At 49.3% G+C, this 17226-nt stretch carries 14 protein-coding genes and 3 pseudogenes; 7 read left to right on the top strand and 10 right to left on the bottom strand.

Annotated elements, in window-relative coordinates; all coding sequences use genetic code 11:
* Window positions 1-187: 187 nt before the first annotated feature.
* Genes BL249_RS18025 through BL249_RS18015 form a run of 3 tightly spaced genes read left to right on the top strand, consistent with a single transcriptional unit; the run spans window position 188 to window position 3680 of the window.
* Entirely contained in the window at window positions 188-1192 is a 1005-nt protein-coding gene (locus tag BL249_RS18025) for an ABC transporter ATP-binding protein (RefSeq protein ID WP_099707370.1), read from the top strand.
* Window positions 1176-2117 carry an ABC transporter ATP-binding protein gene (locus tag BL249_RS18020; protein ID WP_099707369.1) on the top strand — a complete coding sequence of 314 codons (942 nt, stop codon included), beginning with the start codon at window positions 1176-1178 and terminating at the stop codon, window positions 2115-2117. The genes BL249_RS18025 and BL249_RS18020 overlap by 17 nt, the downstream gene beginning before the upstream one ends.
* 15 nt (window positions 2118-2132) lie before the next feature.
* A complete protein-coding gene (locus tag BL249_RS18015; RefSeq protein ID WP_099707368.1) occupies window positions 2133-3680 on the top strand; it encodes a class I adenylate-forming enzyme family protein in 1548 nt (515 codons plus the stop codon).
* Window positions 3681-3836: 156 nt separating this feature from the next.
* Here BL249_RS18015 and BL249_RS18010 read toward each other — a convergent pair whose 3' ends face one another.
* On the bottom strand, window positions 3837-5054 hold the full coding sequence (locus tag BL249_RS18010; RefSeq protein WP_099707367.1) for a hypothetical protein: 1218 nt from the start codon (window positions 5052-5054) through the stop codon (window positions 3837-3839).
* 620 nt (window positions 5055-5674) lie between these two features.
* On the opposite strand from BL249_RS18010, the gene BL249_RS18005 reads away from it, so the two are divergent.
* Window positions 5675-6547 (top strand): YopJ/AvrA family T3SS effector serine/threonine acetyltransferase, encoded by an 873-nt coding sequence (locus BL249_RS18005; RefSeq protein WP_099707366.1) that lies wholly within the window; start codon window positions 5675-5677, stop codon window positions 6545-6547.
* Between the two features lie 90 nt (window positions 6548-6637).
* On the opposite strand, the gene BL249_RS18000 is transcribed toward BL249_RS18005, so the two are convergent.
* The 4 genes from BL249_RS18000 to BL249_RS18875 form a co-directional block, all read right to left on the bottom strand.
* A complete protein-coding gene (locus tag BL249_RS18000) occupies window positions 6638-7492 on the bottom strand; it encodes a VOC family protein (RefSeq protein WP_099707365.1) in 855 nt (284 codons plus the stop codon).
* Entirely contained in the window at window positions 7489-8646 is a 1158-nt protein-coding gene (locus BL249_RS17995; protein WP_099707364.1) for an amidohydrolase, read from the bottom strand. Before BL249_RS17995 ends, BL249_RS18000 begins: the two co-directional genes overlap by 4 nt.
* A gap of 190 nt (window positions 8647-8836) precedes the next feature.
* Window positions 8837-10186, bottom strand: coding sequence for a glycoside hydrolase family 10 protein (locus BL249_RS17990; RefSeq protein WP_099707371.1), 1350 nt, complete (start codon window positions 10184-10186; stop codon window positions 8837-8839).
* A gap of 1004 nt (window positions 10187-11190) precedes the next feature.
* Window positions 11191-11664 (bottom strand): hypothetical protein, encoded by a 474-nt coding sequence (locus tag BL249_RS18875; protein ID WP_143354816.1) that lies wholly within the window; start codon window positions 11662-11664, stop codon window positions 11191-11193.
* A 253-nt stretch (window positions 11665-11917) separates the two neighbouring features.
* Between BL249_RS18875 and BL249_RS17985 the strand changes: the two are divergent.
* Window positions 11918-12103 (top strand): annotated as a pseudogene (locus BL249_RS17985) (IS66 family transposase zinc-finger binding domain-containing protein); the annotation flags it as partial.
* Window positions 12104-12189: 86 nt separating this feature from the next.
* Here the strand turns inward: BL249_RS17985 and BL249_RS17980 are convergent.
* The 3 genes and pseudogenes from BL249_RS17980 to BL249_RS17970 form a co-directional block, all read right to left on the bottom strand.
* A complete protein-coding gene (locus BL249_RS17980) occupies window positions 12190-13230 on the bottom strand; it encodes a TIGR04086 family membrane protein (RefSeq protein WP_099707360.1) in 1041 nt (346 codons plus the stop codon).
* 513 nt (window positions 13231-13743) lie between these two features.
* Window positions 13744-13953 (bottom strand): hypothetical protein, encoded by a 210-nt coding sequence (locus BL249_RS17975; protein ID WP_099707363.1) that lies wholly within the window; start codon window positions 13951-13953, stop codon window positions 13744-13746.
* A 51-nt stretch (window positions 13954-14004) separates the two neighbouring features.
* Window positions 14005-14420 (bottom strand): annotated as a pseudogene (locus tag BL249_RS17970) (phage/plasmid replication protein, II/X family); the annotation flags it as partial.
* 129 nt (window positions 14421-14549) lie between these two features.
* Between BL249_RS17970 and BL249_RS17965 the strand changes: the two are divergent.
* Window positions 14550-14951, top strand: a complete 402-nt coding sequence (locus BL249_RS17965) for a helix-turn-helix domain-containing protein (protein WP_099707361.1) — start codon at window positions 14550-14552, stop codon at window positions 14949-14951.
* 522 nt (window positions 14952-15473) lie between these two features.
* A pseudogene (locus tag BL249_RS17960) lies at window positions 15474-15659 on the top strand (IS66 family transposase zinc-finger binding domain-containing protein); the annotation flags it as partial.
* An 86-nt stretch (window positions 15660-15745) separates the two neighbouring features.
* Here BL249_RS17960 and BL249_RS17955 read toward each other — a convergent pair.
* Window positions 15746-16786, bottom strand: a complete 1041-nt coding sequence (locus tag BL249_RS17955) for a TIGR04086 family membrane protein (RefSeq protein WP_099707360.1) — start codon at window positions 16784-16786, stop codon at window positions 15746-15748.
* 276 nt (window positions 16787-17062) lie between these two features.
* The coding region (locus BL249_RS17950; protein ID WP_241898819.1) for an IS1 family transposase at window positions 17063-17226 on the bottom strand (164 nt) is incomplete at its 5' end.

The raw sequence follows: 17226 nt of genomic DNA, 5'->3' as shown, positions 1-17226 counted from the left end.
TGCAAGACTTTAATTTCCATACGAATCTCAAAAGTGATCATAAGCTCCCCTGTATTCAGAGGAGCAGATTAACCCCTGGATCAGTTTTCAACCGTTGGGGTGGATCAGTTTTGCACCGTTGGTAACACAATCTGGTGGGTGACGGCCTCAACGATGCGCTTAATCCTAAGTTAAGGGGGCGTGATTAATGGCACTCCTTGACGTTAACGATCTCAGTCTGACACTGCGTAGTGACGGCACCACACTGACGGCGCTGCGACGCTTATCTTTTCAGCTGGAAGCGGGGGAAACCCTGGCACTGGTTGGTGAATCGGGTTGTGGTAAATCGATGACTGCGCTGGCAATCATGGGCTTGCTGCCGGCGGCCAGCGCCCGCATTACCACTGGCACAATACAGTTTGACCATCAGGATCTCACCCGTCTTAGCCCAAAATCATACCGCCAGATACGCGGTCAGCGTATTGCCATGATATTTCAGTATGCCATGAGGGCGCTGAATCCGGTTAAAACCGTTGGCGCACAGCTTATGGAAGTGTTACAGCTTCATCTTAATATGACACGTCGGGCGGCACGTTCGCGGGCAATTGCGCTGCTGGAACGGGTGAAAATTCCCGATGCCGCACGGCGCCTGAATGACTATCCACATCAGATGTCTGGCGGCATGTCACAGCGGGTAATGATTGCGATGGCAATAGCCTGTCAGCCGCAGGTACTGATTGCCGACGAACCAACCACGGCCCTTGATGTGACTATTCAGGCACAGATATTACAGCTACTGCGGGATATCCAGCGCGACACCGGCATGGGTCTGCTATTGATCACCCACGATCTCGGCGTGGTGGCAGCCATGGCCCAGCGGGTGGCGGTAATGTATGCCGGACAGATTATTGAACAGGCCAGCGTGATGGAACTGTTTGATAATCCGATTCATCCCTATACCCAGGGCTTACTGCGTTCAACGCCTAAAAGCGGGCTTCCGGGCGAAAGACTGTTCGCCATTCCCGGACGGGTGCCGCCGCTTAATGCGTTACCCTCCGGCTGCGCTTTTCGCAACCGCTGCCCGCTGGCGCGCGCGGCATGCAGCGAGCAGATACCCGAATTAGACCATCCGCGCGGCCAGCATGGTGCCGCCTGTCTGGTCAATGCACCATCACGCCCGCGTCCGGAGGAAAGCTATGACTACATTGCTTGATGCGGAAAATATTTCAGTCGGTTACGCCAGTAAAAATGGCTGGGTTCAGGCGGTTGCAGAGGTCAGCCTGCAACTCAATGCAGGGGAAACCGTTGGCCTGGTGGGGGAGTCCGGCTGTGGTAAATCCACACTGGGTAAGGCACTGATGCGCCTGCTACCAGCCAGCGGACGACTAAGGCTTAATGGTGACGATGTGCTGACGTTGCAGGGTAAACAGCTGCTACCGTTCCGCCGCCAGGTGCAAATGATGTTTCAGGATCCGCAAGGATCGCTGAACCCACGTCAACGCGTGGGCACCAGCATTGCCCGGCCATTACAAGTGGCCGGTTGGTCAAAAAAAGCAATCAGTGCACGGATTGATCAGCTGCTGGAAGAAGTTGGCTTACCGGCCCAGGCCGCCACGCGTTTTCCACATGAATTCTCCGGTGGTCAGCGTCAGCGTATTGGTATCGCGCGTGCGCTGGCCCTGGAGCCGCAAATTGTTATCTGTGATGAACCGGTGTCCGCGCTCGACGTTTCCGTTCGTGCACAGGTGATTAATTTAATGCGTGATATTCAGCAACGCTCACAGGTGACCTATTTGTTTATCTCCCACGACCTGTCGGTTGTTGAATACATCGCTCATCGTGTAATGGTGATGTATCTCGGCCGGATTGTGGAAAGCGGGCCAACCGGGCAGGTATGGAAAACACCGGCGCATCCTTATACCCGGGCGTTACTGGCTGCTGCACCGGTTGCCGACCCGCGCCATGCCCATAGCGAAACGTTGCTGGAGGGTGAACTCCCCAGTCCGCTCAATCCGCCTGCAGGATGCCCGTTTCATACCCGTTGTCCTTTTGTACAAGCTGTGTGCCGCCAGCAACGGCCTCCACTTCAATCCTTAACTTCAGAGCGACAGGTGGCATGCCATTTCCATCTTAGCTGATGTCGGAGCATAACCATGAATCAGACGTTACGTAATCTTGGCGATCTTATCGACCGCTCGCTGCCCCAGTCACGCATTGCGATTATTGATTTGCGTGATGCCGGGCAGCCGCGTGAGTATACGCACCAGCAGATTGATGAACTGGCGGGTGGGGTGGCGCATTATTTGCAGGCCCGGGGCTACCGGCGCGGCGATGCTATCGCCATCGCCTCTCTCAATCGCGCGGAATATATTGCCGCCTATTTTGGCATTATGCGCGCAGGCCTGGTGGCGGTGCCGTTAAATATTAAGGTACCCGCTGAGACCCTGCATTATTTCCTTGATGATGCGGACATTAAGCTCGCTTTTGTTGATAACGCGCGCGCGGAACTGATCGGTGACAGCGTCACGACAATCAATTTTGACGATGATTCGTCCGCCGGTTTTGTCCAGCAGATTAGCCCGTGTACCTTTGACAGCGTGGCGCCTGCTGCCGGGGAACTGGCCATGATACTCTATACCTCCGGTTCAACCGGACGGCCGAAAGGGGTGCCGCTTACCCATGCCGGGCAGTACTGGGCTCTTGACGCGACCCGATTTGCAGGTGTGGAACCTGATGCCGCTCAGGCCCGTTATATCGTGGCGCAACCGCTGTTTCATATGAATGGCCTGTTTCTGGTGAAGCGGGTATTTGCCGCAAACGGTTTATTGGTGGTACTGCCATCATTTACAATAGAAAGCTATCTGCATGCGCTGTCATACTATCGTATAAACATTGTTACCGCCGTGCCTACCATGTTTGCCCGGCTGCTGCGCGATCCTGACATCAGCCGTTATGATTTCAGTCAGCTGCAAAAAGTCATGCTGGGTTCAGCGCCGATAACCGCCGGCCTGCTTAATCGCATTAAGGCCGCTTTTCCCGACGTGACTATTAGCCATGGTTATGGCACCACGGAAGCCGGCCCGGCAGTGTTTGGCCCACATACTGATGGATTGCCTGTACCGCCGCTATCGCTCGGTTACCCGCTGGCATCAGGTGAGGTGAAATTTGCCGAAGGAGCCAGCGCCGATCAAGGGGTATTGATGATGCGTAATCCGGCGGTAACGCCGGGTTACCATCGGCTGCCGGAAAAAAGCGCCGCTGTTCTACGCGATGGCTGGTACTACAGCGGTGACGTGATGCGACGTGACGAAAACGGTTTCTATTTCTTTGTCGGCCGAGCCGATGACATGTTTGTCTGCTCGGGGGAAAACATTTATCCTGGCGAAGTGGAAAAACTACTCGAATCCCATCCAGCTGTGCGGCAGACTTGTGTGGTGCCGCTTGACGATGAAGAACGCGGCCAGATTCCGGTTGCTTTTGTGGTGTTACAGCAAGGGCAGAGCACCAGTCAGGATGCGCTAAAGCAGCATGCACTGACACATGGGCCAGCGTACCAGCATCCGCGCCGTATTGCGTTTGTGAATGAACTGCCGTGGGCCGCCACCAACAAAGTTGATCGTCAGCAGCTGCGCCAGCTGGCACTCACACTGGAGCAACAACAACGCTGGGATGATGCGCTGGCAGAACCGCTGCACAGCTGAACTTCCCATGAATGGCATGGTATTATTAGTGCCGGGGAATAGGGCAGAAAATCGCTCAGCACTGACCAGCGGGAACATTTACACCGACGCTTATTGTTGTCCCGGTTGTTAACGTAGCGGCCTGACAGCACGCTACGTTGACAGCGCGTTGTTCAGTTAATAGGGCAGGAGTCGTGCCCGATCGCTGCTGGGGACTTCTTCCAGCGCGATATGGTAAATATCCGGTGCGACTCTGGATATCGCCGTAACTTTGACATTCGTCAGCGGGGAATACAGCCTTTCGCCCTCATCATTTTCAAATGACAACCCCCCTGCGACGGATAACACGTTGCTACTATTGCCTGTCATTTTGTATATGACTTTTACATCATCCTGGCTGCGGTTTGCAAAATCGCTGGCAACATTCAGATGCCAGGATGTTGAGAAGAATTGTCCTGGGTGATAAAGGGTTTCAGTTTTGTTGTGTTCATCAGCATTAAATCCTGAGATTAACGCGTTAATTCCGCTCTGTGTGATTCCTTGCCCGCGGTAAGTGGTGATATTTTTTTCTGTCGGGGTATACCAGGCGTTAGCGGCCGTTTTTACCAGTTCACGCAAATCGCTACAATTGGCTTTAATCGTTGATTCAAGCGCCTTATTGCCACGGCTAAAAATCTCATAACCATGAACCCTGCGGTACTCTTCAACGACTGCACTCGCGCTTAATTTGCCTGCTGAGGGGGCGTTGCCAAACTGATGACGTGCCTCAATATTGAGTGCTTTACAACCGGCGTTGCTTTGATAGATCATGGAAAAATTTTGGCGGATCTTGTCTTTTTTTTCTTCAGCCTTTTTCGCATCGGCTTCAATTTTAGCCAGCTTGTCTATTTTTTTCTCTATGCCATCTTTTTTCGCCTGAAAATGATTGATGCTCTGACCATGGATGATGACATCATTTTTTAGCTCATTAACTTTCGTTAAGGCACTATCAATTCTTATCTGCAGCGTTTTTCTTACCTCGCCAGCAGAGACTGTGCGCTCTGCCGCATTGACTTTCTCGACTGCAGCGTCGCGTTCAGTCTGATAACGGCTACCATAAAGCATTTTTTTAAAAAAGTGACTTGCCTGACCGTATTTAAAATGATCATTTTTCAGGCGTACAGTGGCAGCCTCACCTTGTTGTTCTAAGATTGACTGCAGACTGTTAAGTAGTGACTGGTTGCCGGCAATATTCCTTTTATAAGTAATAATTGATTTATTTATCTCAGTGACGCTATTTTTAATACCTGTAATCTTCTGTGATAGCTTACTGCTAAGCTGGCTCAATTCAACACGCTGTTGCCTTATCACATCCACAGGTACGACAGTATTATCTCTGACAGGATTTACTGGCATTTATTTCCCTCTTTGTTGAGTGCATGAATATTGTTAATCAACATTTTTTGCAAGCTCTCCATGTTCCAGCGAAACTATGCAGCCTTGTACATTGTAAAAATATATTACAATATGCAAATAAATGGCAACAAAAATCGTAGTTATGAGCATGGCTTATGTCCGGTTTTGATGACAGCAACCGAATACTCCGGTGTCGATCCCGGCACTCAAACCAACCGGTTAGGAACCGTTCTTCCAGAAAAAATAGTGAACGTGGTTGCGAGCGCCTGTGTAATAAGTTTTTTATAACAGCTACGCAAAGATGATCAGCTTAATGATGATAATGCAGATCGCTGACCTCTTTGTTGAATATGAACATGCAATGTTTCATTAACGAACAATATATGGACTGGCGATGCCACACCCTGGTGATCAGAATAGTGAACGACGTCGCAAATTAACACCTGTGCTGTAAAAAGAGATTGTCTCATTGCTGGCATCACGATAGAAAACATGCATTGATGCTGCCCGGATCTTCCGTGCATCCCGTCAACAATCAGACAGATTATTGATATTTAAATATACTGTTTTTAATAGGTATAGTTTTATCTCTGTTATTTTTCATCAATAAGGATATGTATATGACCGGACCAATGTCGGCAATAAAAAAATTTGATAACGCATCACAGAATAATACTAGCACTGTAATTAATAATGAAGAAATTAAAAAAATTATTACACAGTTAGAAACAGATCTGGTAAATGGCACCTGGACTCATAAGGATTATGGAAAAAATGATATGAAAATCATGCCTGCATTGATAACGCAGGCAAATAATAAGTATCCTGAAATGAATGCTCATTATATTTTGTATCCACGAGACCTGTCGATAACGATAAAAAGAACCATAGAGAAAAGAATAAAATCCGCTCGGTTTATTATTAGCATGGGATCGGATGGAATACATTTCGCTGTTATTGATTACAAGCATATAAATAACAATACATCTGTAATTTTGTTCGAGCCAGCAAAATTTAAGGGTAGTGGGGCATCACTGCTTGCATTAAGGGCAAGAATGTCGATTCAGCGAAATCCATTGCCGGATTGTCATTTTTCCGTGGTAGAAATGGATATTCAGCGAAGCTCATCTGAATGTGGTATTTTTAGTCTGGCGCTGGCAAAAAAACTTTATCTCGAACAGGATAGCCTGCTAAAAATACATGAAGATAATATCAAAGGTATACTATATGATAGTAACAGTGTAAATTATTTACCCTGCAATGGGCTGGACGCGTATCTCCCGGTAACTTTTTACAAACACACTCAAAGTAAAAAACGCCTTGAACAATATTTTCGTACTCATTGGGAAAGAATTGGCACTATTATTAACAAAAAAAATCAAACCATTTGTGACAGATTGAGTCAAAATCAATCTGTCATAAATGGCAAAGACGTATCAATTTCGATATATAAGAAGCGAATAGCTGAATATAAAGCACTTGTTAAATCATAATATAGAAAAACAAGTGGGATAACCGGCAAGCTATTTATACCAGCGGTTGACAAGATAGTTATCAGGCGGAAAAAGACACCGCCTGATAGCTCAGAGATGGAAACGCAGCGTCAGATTAAACGCATCGTCGGCCGCTACAATAATCGCATTCGCTTGTTGCTGAAAAGGAATGTTGCCCTGTGACAAATTCGTTTTCACTTTACTTAACGAATCGGTTTGCAGGCTGAGTGCCGACATACGCGCCGAACCATCGTAGTCACGCGGCAGGGTGCCATAAATAGCTTGCGCTTGCTGCGCGGACATAATTCGCACAGTAGCGTTACCGGCATGGATTGCCAGCGATCCATCACGCTCATGCTCAATGAACGCATCGCCGAATAAGCGACGGTATACCGCGGCAGCACTGGCCGGTTGTTGTGCCACAATAACAAATTCCGTGATATGGCGTACGCCGTTGGGATGCTGTTGCCAGGCGGTTTGCCAGACGGCAGCTGGCGTATCATGCTGGCAAAAAAAACTGCGGCCATTCGGAACCAGCGAAGGCCGTAAACGCACGGTACGAAAGCGTGCGTCGGTCTGTTGTCCGTCAGGCAATGTTACCGGACGTGAGAAGGATGCCGGCGGATCACCGTCAAGATCATGTTGTTTCAGGTGGCGAAATTCACTATCTGCACTGTGGGTTTTCCACACCAGCCCGGTCAGTCCGGCCGGCGCCTGCCAGAGATCTTTTCGCTTATCGCCCTGGCCGGGCTCATAACCTAACAACTCAAGGTAGTTCTCGCCGAAGATTGCCAGATGATTACTGGAACCCAGCGTATGGTGACCCCGTGCAGAAAGCTGAAAGCCGAGACGCTGATAGAGATTGCTGGCTTCATCCAGTTTGTCTGCGACATTAATCACCACATGGTCAAGCACCGGTGACGGAAACGCAACTGGGGAGGTCATTGTTGTGCTCCTGTTTCACTGCGGTGACTAACCAGCGCCAACGCCCGCGGTGCCAGCTGGCTGAAATAGTTGACTGCCGGGGCAATAATGCCTTCATCAGGGTCAAAAGCCGGATGGTGTAACCCGTATGGACTGGCGCTCCCAATGCTGACAAAGGTGCCTGGCACATGGTGTAAATAAAAAGCAAAATCCTCGCCGCCCATCTGCGGGGAAGCAACCCGGGTACGGTAACCACTTTCCTGCGCCAGTTGCAGCGCAAACTCAGCCCAGCGTGGGGTGTTAATCAGCGCAGGGGGGCCGGCAATCCATTCCAGTGTTGCTTCGGCACCGTATCCTGAGGCAATCCCCTGAATCAGAGTGCGTATTTTATCTGGTATCGCGGTGCGTATAGCATCATTGTGGGTGCGTACCGTGCCTTCCAGCTCCAGCTGCTGGGGTAATACGTTCCAGGTATTACCGGCAGTAAAGCGTGTCACGCTCAACACCACCGATTCCAGCGAACTGAACATTCTGGCTGGCAATGCCTGCAACGCGGTGACTATCTGGCTGCCAATAACGATAGTATCAATACCTTCCTGTGGACGGGCCGCATGCGCACCTTTACCCTGCAGGCGGATGGTAAAACCATCAACATTCGCATACAGCGCACCGCCACGGGTGCGCAGTTCACCCAACGGCAGGTCTGGCGCATTATGCATGCCAAAAATCGCCTGAACACCGTCCAGTGCACCAGCATCAATTAGCTGGCGGGCACCGTTAAACGTCTCTTCGGCTGGTTGAAATAAAATACGTACCCGACCCGGCAGGCTATTTTCCTGCTGCTTAAGATGATGTGCTACGCCCAGCATTACCGATGTGTGGATATCATGACCACAAGCATGCATTACCCCGGGTTGCTGTGATTTCCAGGGGCGTTCGCTGGTTTCATTAATCGGTAATGCATCAATATCAGCACGTAAAGCAATAAGCGGCTCCCCGTGACCAATTTCTGCTACCACACCGGTCTTTAATCCCAGTGGTAACAGCCTTATTTCACTTTGCTGTAACCAGCTGCTAATACGCTCACTGGTGGCAAATTCATGATTAGACAGTTCAGGATTCTGGTGCAGCTCGCGCCGCCAGCTAATCAATTGTTCAGTTGAAGGCAATGACATGTTTATCCTTGATGTTGAAAAGCAACAAAAGGTCGGCTGAATCAGCTAACACTGGCTTTTATCATCGGGTGACATACGCATCAGGTGAACAAATCAATTGCGCAAAGCTTATCTGTAAATGACATAAAGCGCAGGGCAGTGAGGGGAGCTACGCCGTCAGATACTGGCGTCGTAGCTAAAAAGTACCGGTTCAGAAATGATTGCGATTCCAGCGCTGGCGCAGGAAGTCAACCGCCTTACGTGTCTGTGGCTGATTAAGGAAGTCTTCACGGAAAAGGATCGTACCCTGGATTTGTGGCAGGGCATCATTGAGATCAAGCTGTCTTTTTAGTTCAGGCACACCACCGTCCAGCGACCATTCAGGCTCAATTTTTGACGGTACGCCAACCTTATATAAGGCGACACCAATATAAAGGCGGGTATGGGTATGTGCCACAACATCGGCCCACCATTTTGCCAGCACATCATAGCGTGCTACGCTGCGAGAAAAAGGCCAGTATATTTGCGGGGCAATATAATCCAGTAACCCTTGTTGTACCCAGCCACGGGTATCAGCATAAGCGTCATCGTAGGCGGCCGCACCCCGGGTATCAGAACCCGCCGGATCAGACGCACGATTGCGCCAGACACCAGCCGGGCTGACGCCGAACGCTACATCGGGTTTCAGTCCGTGTACCACGCGTGAAACCTGCTGTATCAACCGTTGCGTATTCTGACGCCGCCAGTCGCCTTTACGGGCAAAATCCTGGCCATACTGTTTGAACGTTGCATTATCATTCAGCAGAAAACCCGGCGATTCAGCATAAAAATAATCATCAAACTGCACCCCATCGACCGGATAATGTTCAACCACTTCAGCAACAATACTGGTGATCCAGTCGCGCACCGCTGGGATACCCGGATCAAGAACAAAGCGGTCCCCGGCGGTACGTATCCAGTCATGATGCAGGACAAAAATACTGGCAGGTTGTTGTGACAGGGTGCGATTAAGAGCAGCCACCGTCGACGCACTGGTATTCACCGATATGCGGTAAGGATTAAACCAGGCGTGTACTTTTATACCCCGTTTATGCGCTTCGTCGAGAACAAACTGCAAAGGGTCATATCCGGGATCGGCCCCAATTTTTCCCGTCAGCATATCGGACCAGGGGAGTATTTTTGAGCGCCAGAGCGCCGTACCATCAGGTTTAACCTGAAAGAAAAGGGTGTTAACGCCGAGGCTTTTTAGCTGATCAAGTTTATCCTTCAGGCTTTGTTGCTGCTGCGCAATGCGCCGTTCAGCGCGACTGACATTGATGGATGAGACCGGGGGCCAGTCAAGACGAGAAACGGTAGCCAGCCAAACGCCACGTAGCGGCTGCTGTGGTTCAACAGCCGGGGCAGGGAGCGGGGCTTTATGGCTTACTGCCGGAACAGGGAAAGGGGTGACCAGTGAACGCGGCGGTTCAGAAGCACAGCCAGCAAGAAGTAAACCTACTGCAGCCAGTATCTGTGCCTTTTTTGCTGAATCAGCAGAGAAGTAACCGTTGAAATAGCGAATATTATGCTCCGGGGAACTGTTAAGATACACAAGGAATATTTTCTTATTATTTTGACCGAAGTCAATAAGTTAACTTTTTATTTTTATTGTCAGAATATAGCTGGCCATCATCACTAACAAGCTAATATAGCAAGGATATAATTTTTATGATACTTACCAAAAGTAGCAGGAAAGAATAAGCATCAGGATAATCACTTATTGAGCTATTAGTAAATTTAGCAATGCCATATGAGGTTCTGTTATTAAATGCCAGTCCTTCTTAGGGTAACTTATCGCATGGATATCAATATGTTACTTACTCAATCGCCGCCTCACATTAATTCACTACCGACAGCAATTAATATTACCTGAAGAGAGGGGGATGTAAGATGTTTTTCATGATAAATAAAACAGTCCTTATAAAACGTTATGCCTCCGGATTGCCCGGAATTATTCGTTAAATGGCCAGAATTAAAACCAGGACATTTAAATGCATCGTCATTAACTGGCTCTTGCTTGCAGGAAGATTAGTTCGTGGTGAAGTGACCAGGCATTGTTCGTTTCTGTCTGCAGCTTACTGGCAGTAATATGTGCGCAGACTTATTTTCTCTGTGTGCCCAAAAAAAGATTTAATGCTTGTATTCGGCAGCAGTTACCGTGAAAGATTGCCCGCAAAAGTAGCATACAGGATTATCTCTTAGCCTGATTTTCGCTAAAAACACACACTGCAGGTAAGGGGACGTTATCTGCTAACCATACGACACATAATGCTAGCATAGATTATATTTAACATAATATACATTATGCGAACCAACGTAGCGCCAGACGGATTCTGATGGTTTTTGCCCATGATTGCATGGTTGTTTCACATACTGACGCGCTGCGCTTGTCCGGCCCCGGCAGGCAGACAAATCCCCGTCCGTCCTCGCAATGCTGCGGGCTGGGGTTTTGCATTCGTCTTCAAAAAGAGCCTGGCGACTCCTGACAACCTAAAAGCGCTGCTCAAACCGGATACCTAATTGTTATCAGGGTCTTTGACTTTGTTGCCTGCCATTAACATAGATTACTGGTTGATTATTGGGATCATTAAACACGCCATTAGTGAAAAGATGCTGAATGATTTTCTCAGTTCCTTGTAAACCTAATGTTTGATAGACTGGCCATAGCAATTCAGGGTCACATTCTGATCTTACAGTGTCTAAATAACACTCAATGACGGCATTTCTCATAATAGAGGATAGTGCTTCACCAAAGGATTTATTTCCAATATTCCAGTAAGTTTTATTGGAAACATTGTTAGCACTTTCACATGCAATTATGCGCACACATGAAATATCTCTTAAAGGCATCCAGCGAGATAAATACTGATAAAATCTGGGTGGGTTAAGTAACTTTCTATCAATTATAACCATGCCTCGTAAACCATGACTGATAATTGAAATTTCTCTGGGGTTACTGTTTACAATATATGAATCAGGGTAAATATTTAACATTCTCATACAAAGATAGAACCTCATAATTATCGATATTCATATACTGACGCGCTGCGCTTGTCCGGCCCCGAGTGAGGGGAATTCCCGCGAAGGGTCGCGGGGCTTTCTGAGTCCTCGCGGCAAGCGCTGCGGGGGTCTCCGTCGCGCTGCTCCTCCCTGAAAGGCATCCGGAAATAGAGATCAACATCAATCTGGAGATGATGATTTACCCCGGGAAACCGGGGTAAAGTTCGGGTGTCACAGAACCCCGAACCGCTGCGCGGTGCACCAGCCTTCTGACCGTAAACCGCTGCCGGCCACGCTTCCCCGCGAAACCCGCACGCTGTCGCCGGCAGAAACCGCCTGTCCGGCGTGCGGCGGCGAACTCAGCACGCTGGGCTGCGACGTATCGGAACAGCTGGAGTTTATCAGCAGACAAAAGGCCTGCGGCTTTACCCGCAGGCCTTTTTATTTATGGTGAATCCGCAGATGAACCACGCATCAGAAAAGGTACCGGAATGCCAGTGTGATGATTATGTCTTCCGGTTCTTTTCAGGCTCTGATTTTTCGGTATGCAGGGTGAGTATTGACTCCCCACAAACCAGCCAGCGCACTGACAATAGCCCCTAACAGAAGAGCAAAAAATGACCATAGTGCAATTTTTGCAGCCGCGCTGGCGGCTTCATCAGCTTTCTCTTTTGCCTGTTTTTTTAATTCAGCGTACTGCGCTTTCGCATCGTTCAGATTACTCTGGAGCTGAGCCATACGCTCGCTTACCTCCTGAACAGTTTTGTCACGGGCCTGAATGAAGTTATCAACGGCCTTGTCTGCTTCTTCCGGTGACAGGCGGGTATTGTCTGTCAGCGCTTTTTTCACCTCATTCCTGTCGACACTTTTGCTGACCGCTTCCGCCCGTGACTTCAGTTTATCGCTTAACGTATTAATAATGGCTTCACTGTTGCCCGGGTTAACGGCCAAATCTTTGACAGAGCTCGCGATGTCACTTCCGGCTGCCTGAAGCTGGGACTGCAGAAACTCCGGCTGGAGTTCTTTTATATTACTCTTGCGTAGCGCATCCATTAGTTGTCCGTTCGCAAGTGGGGCCGTGAGCTGAGTGTTCAGTCCGAGCCTGTCAGCAATGTTCTGGGCAATATCTGCTGTTGTGCCAGACGCTTTTCCTGCAGCATTGCCCAATCCACTCACGGCAGTACCTGTGGCAGATGCTGCCGCGCCAATGGCGCTTCCGGCCATGTGCAGAATGCCGCCAGCGGCGGTGAAGCCCAGCACTGAGGCCACGAGCAGAGATGTCGCCCATGAAAGAAATCCATGGATGGTTCCATCCGCGCCCGCCAGCCTGCCAGCCACAAAACCGCCGCAGGCCAGACTCAGTACTATCGAGATAACAGACCAGATGAGAACAGCCTTGTCAGCACCGTTGATTACATCGTCAGACTGAGGTGAAAGCATTGAAAAACCCAGGCTGGATCCAAGAGTGGCCAGTAGCAGAGATACTGCGATTACCGTTACCACGCCAGCAATGATACTTCCCCATGAGACGCGCCTGTTCAGTTCCGCTTCTTTTACAAGTTCCATTGTAATCTCCATTAAAAGTTAATGAAAAGGCGGGATTAGTCCGCGCCCAGATTAATCTTAGTAAAAATATGGAGCACTGAAATCGATTAGCCGAAACAGGTATGTGGGGTACGACGGATAGTACAAGCGCAAGACGGTGCAGGTGAGACGCTTACGGATGATGATTGGTTCGCACAATGCGCATTATGCTAAAAAGGCCGCTGCGGGATTTGATTTTCGCAGCGGCCTTTTAAACATAACGCCACACATTATGCGCACCAATTAGCGGGAGCATGGGAGAATGGCTTCACAGGAAGCTCTGTGGCGGGATTTTACTGGTGTGTCCTTATTCTGGCTTGGATTTTGGTGAAAACGGCTTAAAACGCTTCTCAGCCGCGTTATGTGCATGGCGGGATTTTTTTGTGGTGTACGGTCATCCTGTTTTGCGACTATCTCCAGTTGGTCACGCAGCTACACGACAGATACAAAAAAGCCGCAACACCGGTTGCGGCAAATACGACAAGGAGAAAGACGTCAGGAACGCGACAAACAAAACGTCTGAAAATACACGTTTAAATCAGTCTCAATACGTGACGACAGCAACCGGAACAGATGCCCCAGGCTTTCATCGTCGCCGCCCTCAGGAATCAAATCAGCAGCGCATAATAAAGCATCAACTGATTTTCTCAATGTACAAAAAGAATCGTAAACATCCACAGATAATGTATTCTTCAAATCAGTCATACAGACCTCCTTACAGGTTTATGTGACTGAGCGTTACAGATTGGTGGTCTTATACGTTTCTTCAAAATCCAGAAACCAGCCAGAAGCGGCATCGCCAGACAGAACGGTGTAAATAACGCTTCAGCACATAACGCAACATCCGTAGGGCCAAACACGTTATGACCCTGCAATAACTTAGCCGGTGAAGCCTTCAGCTCTACACGAGGCGGAGCCAGATTAGACCCCTGATGCACTTTCATAGCCAGACTGGCGAAGTGAGACGGCAACGACTCATAGGGGTGAGAAAGCCCTGTCACCTGCAAATCACCACCGATTTCAAACTCAACGTCACGGGCGGTCAGACGCAATCCGGTGCGCCTGGCGATTTCCTCCAGATCGATGTAATACCCGCCCCGCTCATCTGCCGAGAGAACCTCGATCACATACTCAGATTTGAACGGAATCGATAACTGTATAAGGTCAATCACCCCACCACTCCAAACCCTGTCAATACCCCTGCAAGGAAAAATAAATTGATTCTATAAGACCAATTTTGCCCGAGAGCAGAATATAACCACTTATAATTGGTCTTACAAGCAAAATAGCGGAGTGTAATTATGTCTATAAGTGACAATTTAAAGCGACTAAGAAGAGATAAAGGATGGACGCAGGGGGAGCTTGCAATCAAAAGCGGCGTAGGAATGGCGCAGATTTCAAAAATAGAAAAAAACAAGACAGATCCGAAGCTTAGTACTATATATCAGCTTATAAATGCTATGGGATGTAGCGCCGATGCATTGCTAATAGACACTGAAAAATCGAACATCGACTCAGTTATTGCTGTAGCGCTGGAGCGAGTAAAACAGCTAGGTGAAGATGATAAAAAGGTACTGCTAACAATCATTGATAAATATTGCATCGCCACTAGTTTGCAACAAATGGCTGATAGAAAAGTGTTTTTTGGATTAAATATACATCTGGATGGATCCACACCAGAAATGATTAAAAAAAGTGAATAACCATTCAACAAAATGAATAGTTATATTCAAAAGTGCCATATTGGCACAAGAGTACGGTATTAAAGACACCGTACTCAATAATCATGCATTTTTTCATGCAACGGTGAGAGGCGCGGATGCGAACGACTAAGGGCCATTCAGACGCAGTCACGGCCGTCTTTCTCATCCGGGCCGTCCTCCGTCACGTTAATGCGTCCGTCCTCGCCCAGCTGCGGGCGGGCGCTTAACGCGCCCGTCGTCCGGCTCCTCTACCGGCTGACGTACTGAATGCCGTCCGGGATGCGCCGGTGTCATCAACGGGCACGGGAAGCGCCCGGCTAAAAGCGGCTCTGCAGTGAGGGGAATTCCCGCGAAGGGTCGCGGGGCTTTCTGAGTCCTCGCGGCAAGCGCTGCGGGGGTCTCCGTCGCGCTGCTCCTCCCTGAAAGGCATCCGGAAATAGAGATCAACATCAATCTGGAGATGATGATTTACCCCGGGAAACCGGGGTAAAGTTCGGGTGTCACAGAACCCCGAACCGCTGCGCGGTGCACCAGCCTTCTGACCGTAAACCGCTGCCGGCCACGCTTCCCCGCGAAACCCGCACGCTGTCGCCGGCAGAAACCGCCTGTCCGGCGTGCGGCGGCGAACTCAGCACGCTGGGCTGCGACGTATCGGAACAGCTGGAGTTTATCAGCAGACAAAAGGCCTGCGGCTTTACCCGCAGGCCTTTTTATTTATGGTGAATCCGCAGATGAACCACGCATCAGAAAAGGTACCGGAATGCCAGTGTGATGATTATGTCTTCCGGTTCTTTTCAGGCTCTGATTTTTCGGTATGCAGGGTGAGTATTGACTCCCCACAAACCAGCCAGCGCACTGACAATAGCCCCTAACAGAAGAGCAAAAAATGACCATAGTGCAATTTTTGCAGCCGCGCTGGCGGCTTCATCAGCTTTCTCTTTTGCCTGTTTTTTTAATTCAGCGTACTGCGCTTTCGCATCGTTCAGATTACTCTGGAGCTGAGCCATACGCTCGCTTACCTCCTGAACAGTTTTGTCACGGGCCTGAATGAAGTTATCAACGGCCTTGTCTGCTTCTTCCGGTGACAGGCGGGTATTGTCTGTCAGCGCTTTTTTCACCTCATTCCTGTCGACACTTTTGCTGACCGCTTCCGCCCGTGACTTCAGTTTATCGCTTAACGTATTAATAATGGCTTCACTGTTGCCCGGGTTAACGGCCAAATCTTTGACAGAGCTCGCGATGTCACTTCCGGCTGCCTGAAGCTGGGACTGCAGAAACTCCGGCTGGAGTTCTTTTATATTACTCTTGCGTAGCGCATCCATTAGCTGTCCGTTCGCAAGTGGGGCCGTGAGCTGAGTGTTCAGTCCGAGCCTGTCAGCAATGTTCTGGGCAATATCTGCTGTTGTGCCAGACGCTTTTCCTGCAGCATTGCCCAATCCACTCACGGCAGTACCTGTGGCAGATGCTGCCGCGCCAATGGCGCTTCCGGCCATGTGCAGAATGCCGCCAGCGGCGGTGAAGCCCAGCACTGAGGCCACGAGCAGAGATGTCGCCCATGAAAGAAATCCATGGATGGTTCCATCCGCGCCCGCCAGCCTGCCAGCCACAAAACCGCCGCAGGCCAGACTCAGTACTATCGAGATAACAGACCAGATGAGAACAGCCTTGTCAGCACCGTTGATTACATCGTCAGACTGAGGTGAAAGCATTGAAAAACCCAGGCTGGATCCAAGAGTGGCCAGTAGCAGAGATACTGCGATTACCGTTACCACGCCAGCAATGATACTTCCCCATGAGACGCGCCTGTTCAGTTCCGCTTCTTTTACAAGTTCCATTGTAATCTCCATTAAAAGTTAATGAAAAGGCGGGATTAGTCCGCGCCCAGATTAATCTTAGTAAAAATATGGAGCACTGAAATCGATTAGCCGAAACAGGTATGTGGGGTACGACGGATAGTACAAGCGCAAGACGGTGCAGGTGAGACGCTTACGGATGATGATTGGTTCGCACAATGCGCATTATGCTAAAAAGGCCGCTGCGGGATTTGATTTTCGCAGCGGCCTTTTAAACATAACGCCACACATTATGCGAACCAACGGTGATGCCTCCAATTAGTAGAACATGTGTTTCTCGATAAACGCTCCAATGACTTTTTCGTGGATCTCAACTGAGCGCGAAAAGCAGATTGTTTTACGAGCCAACCGTTTAATGCGGGTGCGGAGCGTCAGGTTATTACGTTCAATGCGTTGGGTGAAAATTTTGCCCGTCAGATGCT

This window comes from Erwinia sp. OLFS4 (genome assembly GCF_002752165.1).
Classification (GTDB): Bacteria; Pseudomonadota; Gammaproteobacteria; order Enterobacterales; family Enterobacteriaceae; genus Izhakiella.
This window is presented reverse-complemented; position numbering and strand designations above follow the sequence as displayed.

Bases quoted from the DNA above. Each gene is read 5' to 3' on its own strand.
- BL249_RS18025 (WP_099707370.1), top strand. From the start codon at position 188: ATGGCACTCCTTGACGTTAACGATCTCAGTCTGACACTGCGTAGTGAC.
- BL249_RS17955 (WP_099707360.1), bottom strand. From the start codon at position 16,786: ATGGAACTTGTAAAAGAAGCGGAACTGAACAGGCGCGTCTCATGGGGA.
- BL249_RS18015 (WP_099707368.1), top strand. From the start codon at position 2,133: ATGAATCAGACGTTACGTAATCTTGGCGATCTTATCGACCGCTCGCTG.
- BL249_RS18000 (WP_099707365.1), bottom strand. From the start codon at position 7,492: ATGACCTCCCCAGTTGCGTTTCCGTCACCGGTGCTTGACCATGTGGTG.
- BL249_RS17980 (WP_099707360.1), bottom strand. From the start codon at position 13,230: ATGGAACTTGTAAAAGAAGCGGAACTGAACAGGCGCGTCTCATGGGGA.
- BL249_RS17965 (WP_099707361.1), top strand. From the start codon at position 14,550: ATGTCTATAAGTGACAATTTAAAGCGACTAAGAAGAGATAAAGGATGG.
- BL249_RS18020 (WP_099707369.1), top strand. From the start codon at position 1,176: ATGACTACATTGCTTGATGCGGAAAATATTTCAGTCGGTTACGCCAGT.
- BL249_RS17975 (WP_099707363.1), bottom strand. From the start codon at position 13,953: ATGACTGATTTGAAGAATACATTATCTGTGGATGTTTACGATTCTTTT.
- BL249_RS18875 (WP_143354816.1), bottom strand. From the start codon at position 11,664: ATGAGAATGTTAAATATTTACCCTGATTCATATATTGTAAACAGTAAC.
- BL249_RS18005 (WP_099707366.1), top strand. From the start codon at position 5,675: ATGACCGGACCAATGTCGGCAATAAAAAAATTTGATAACGCATCACAG.
- BL249_RS18010 (WP_099707367.1), bottom strand. From the start codon at position 5,054: ATGCCAGTAAATCCTGTCAGAGATAATACTGTCGTACCTGTGGATGTG.
- BL249_RS17995 (WP_099707364.1), bottom strand. From the start codon at position 8,646: ATGTCATTGCCTTCAACTGAACAATTGATTAGCTGGCGGCGCGAGCTG.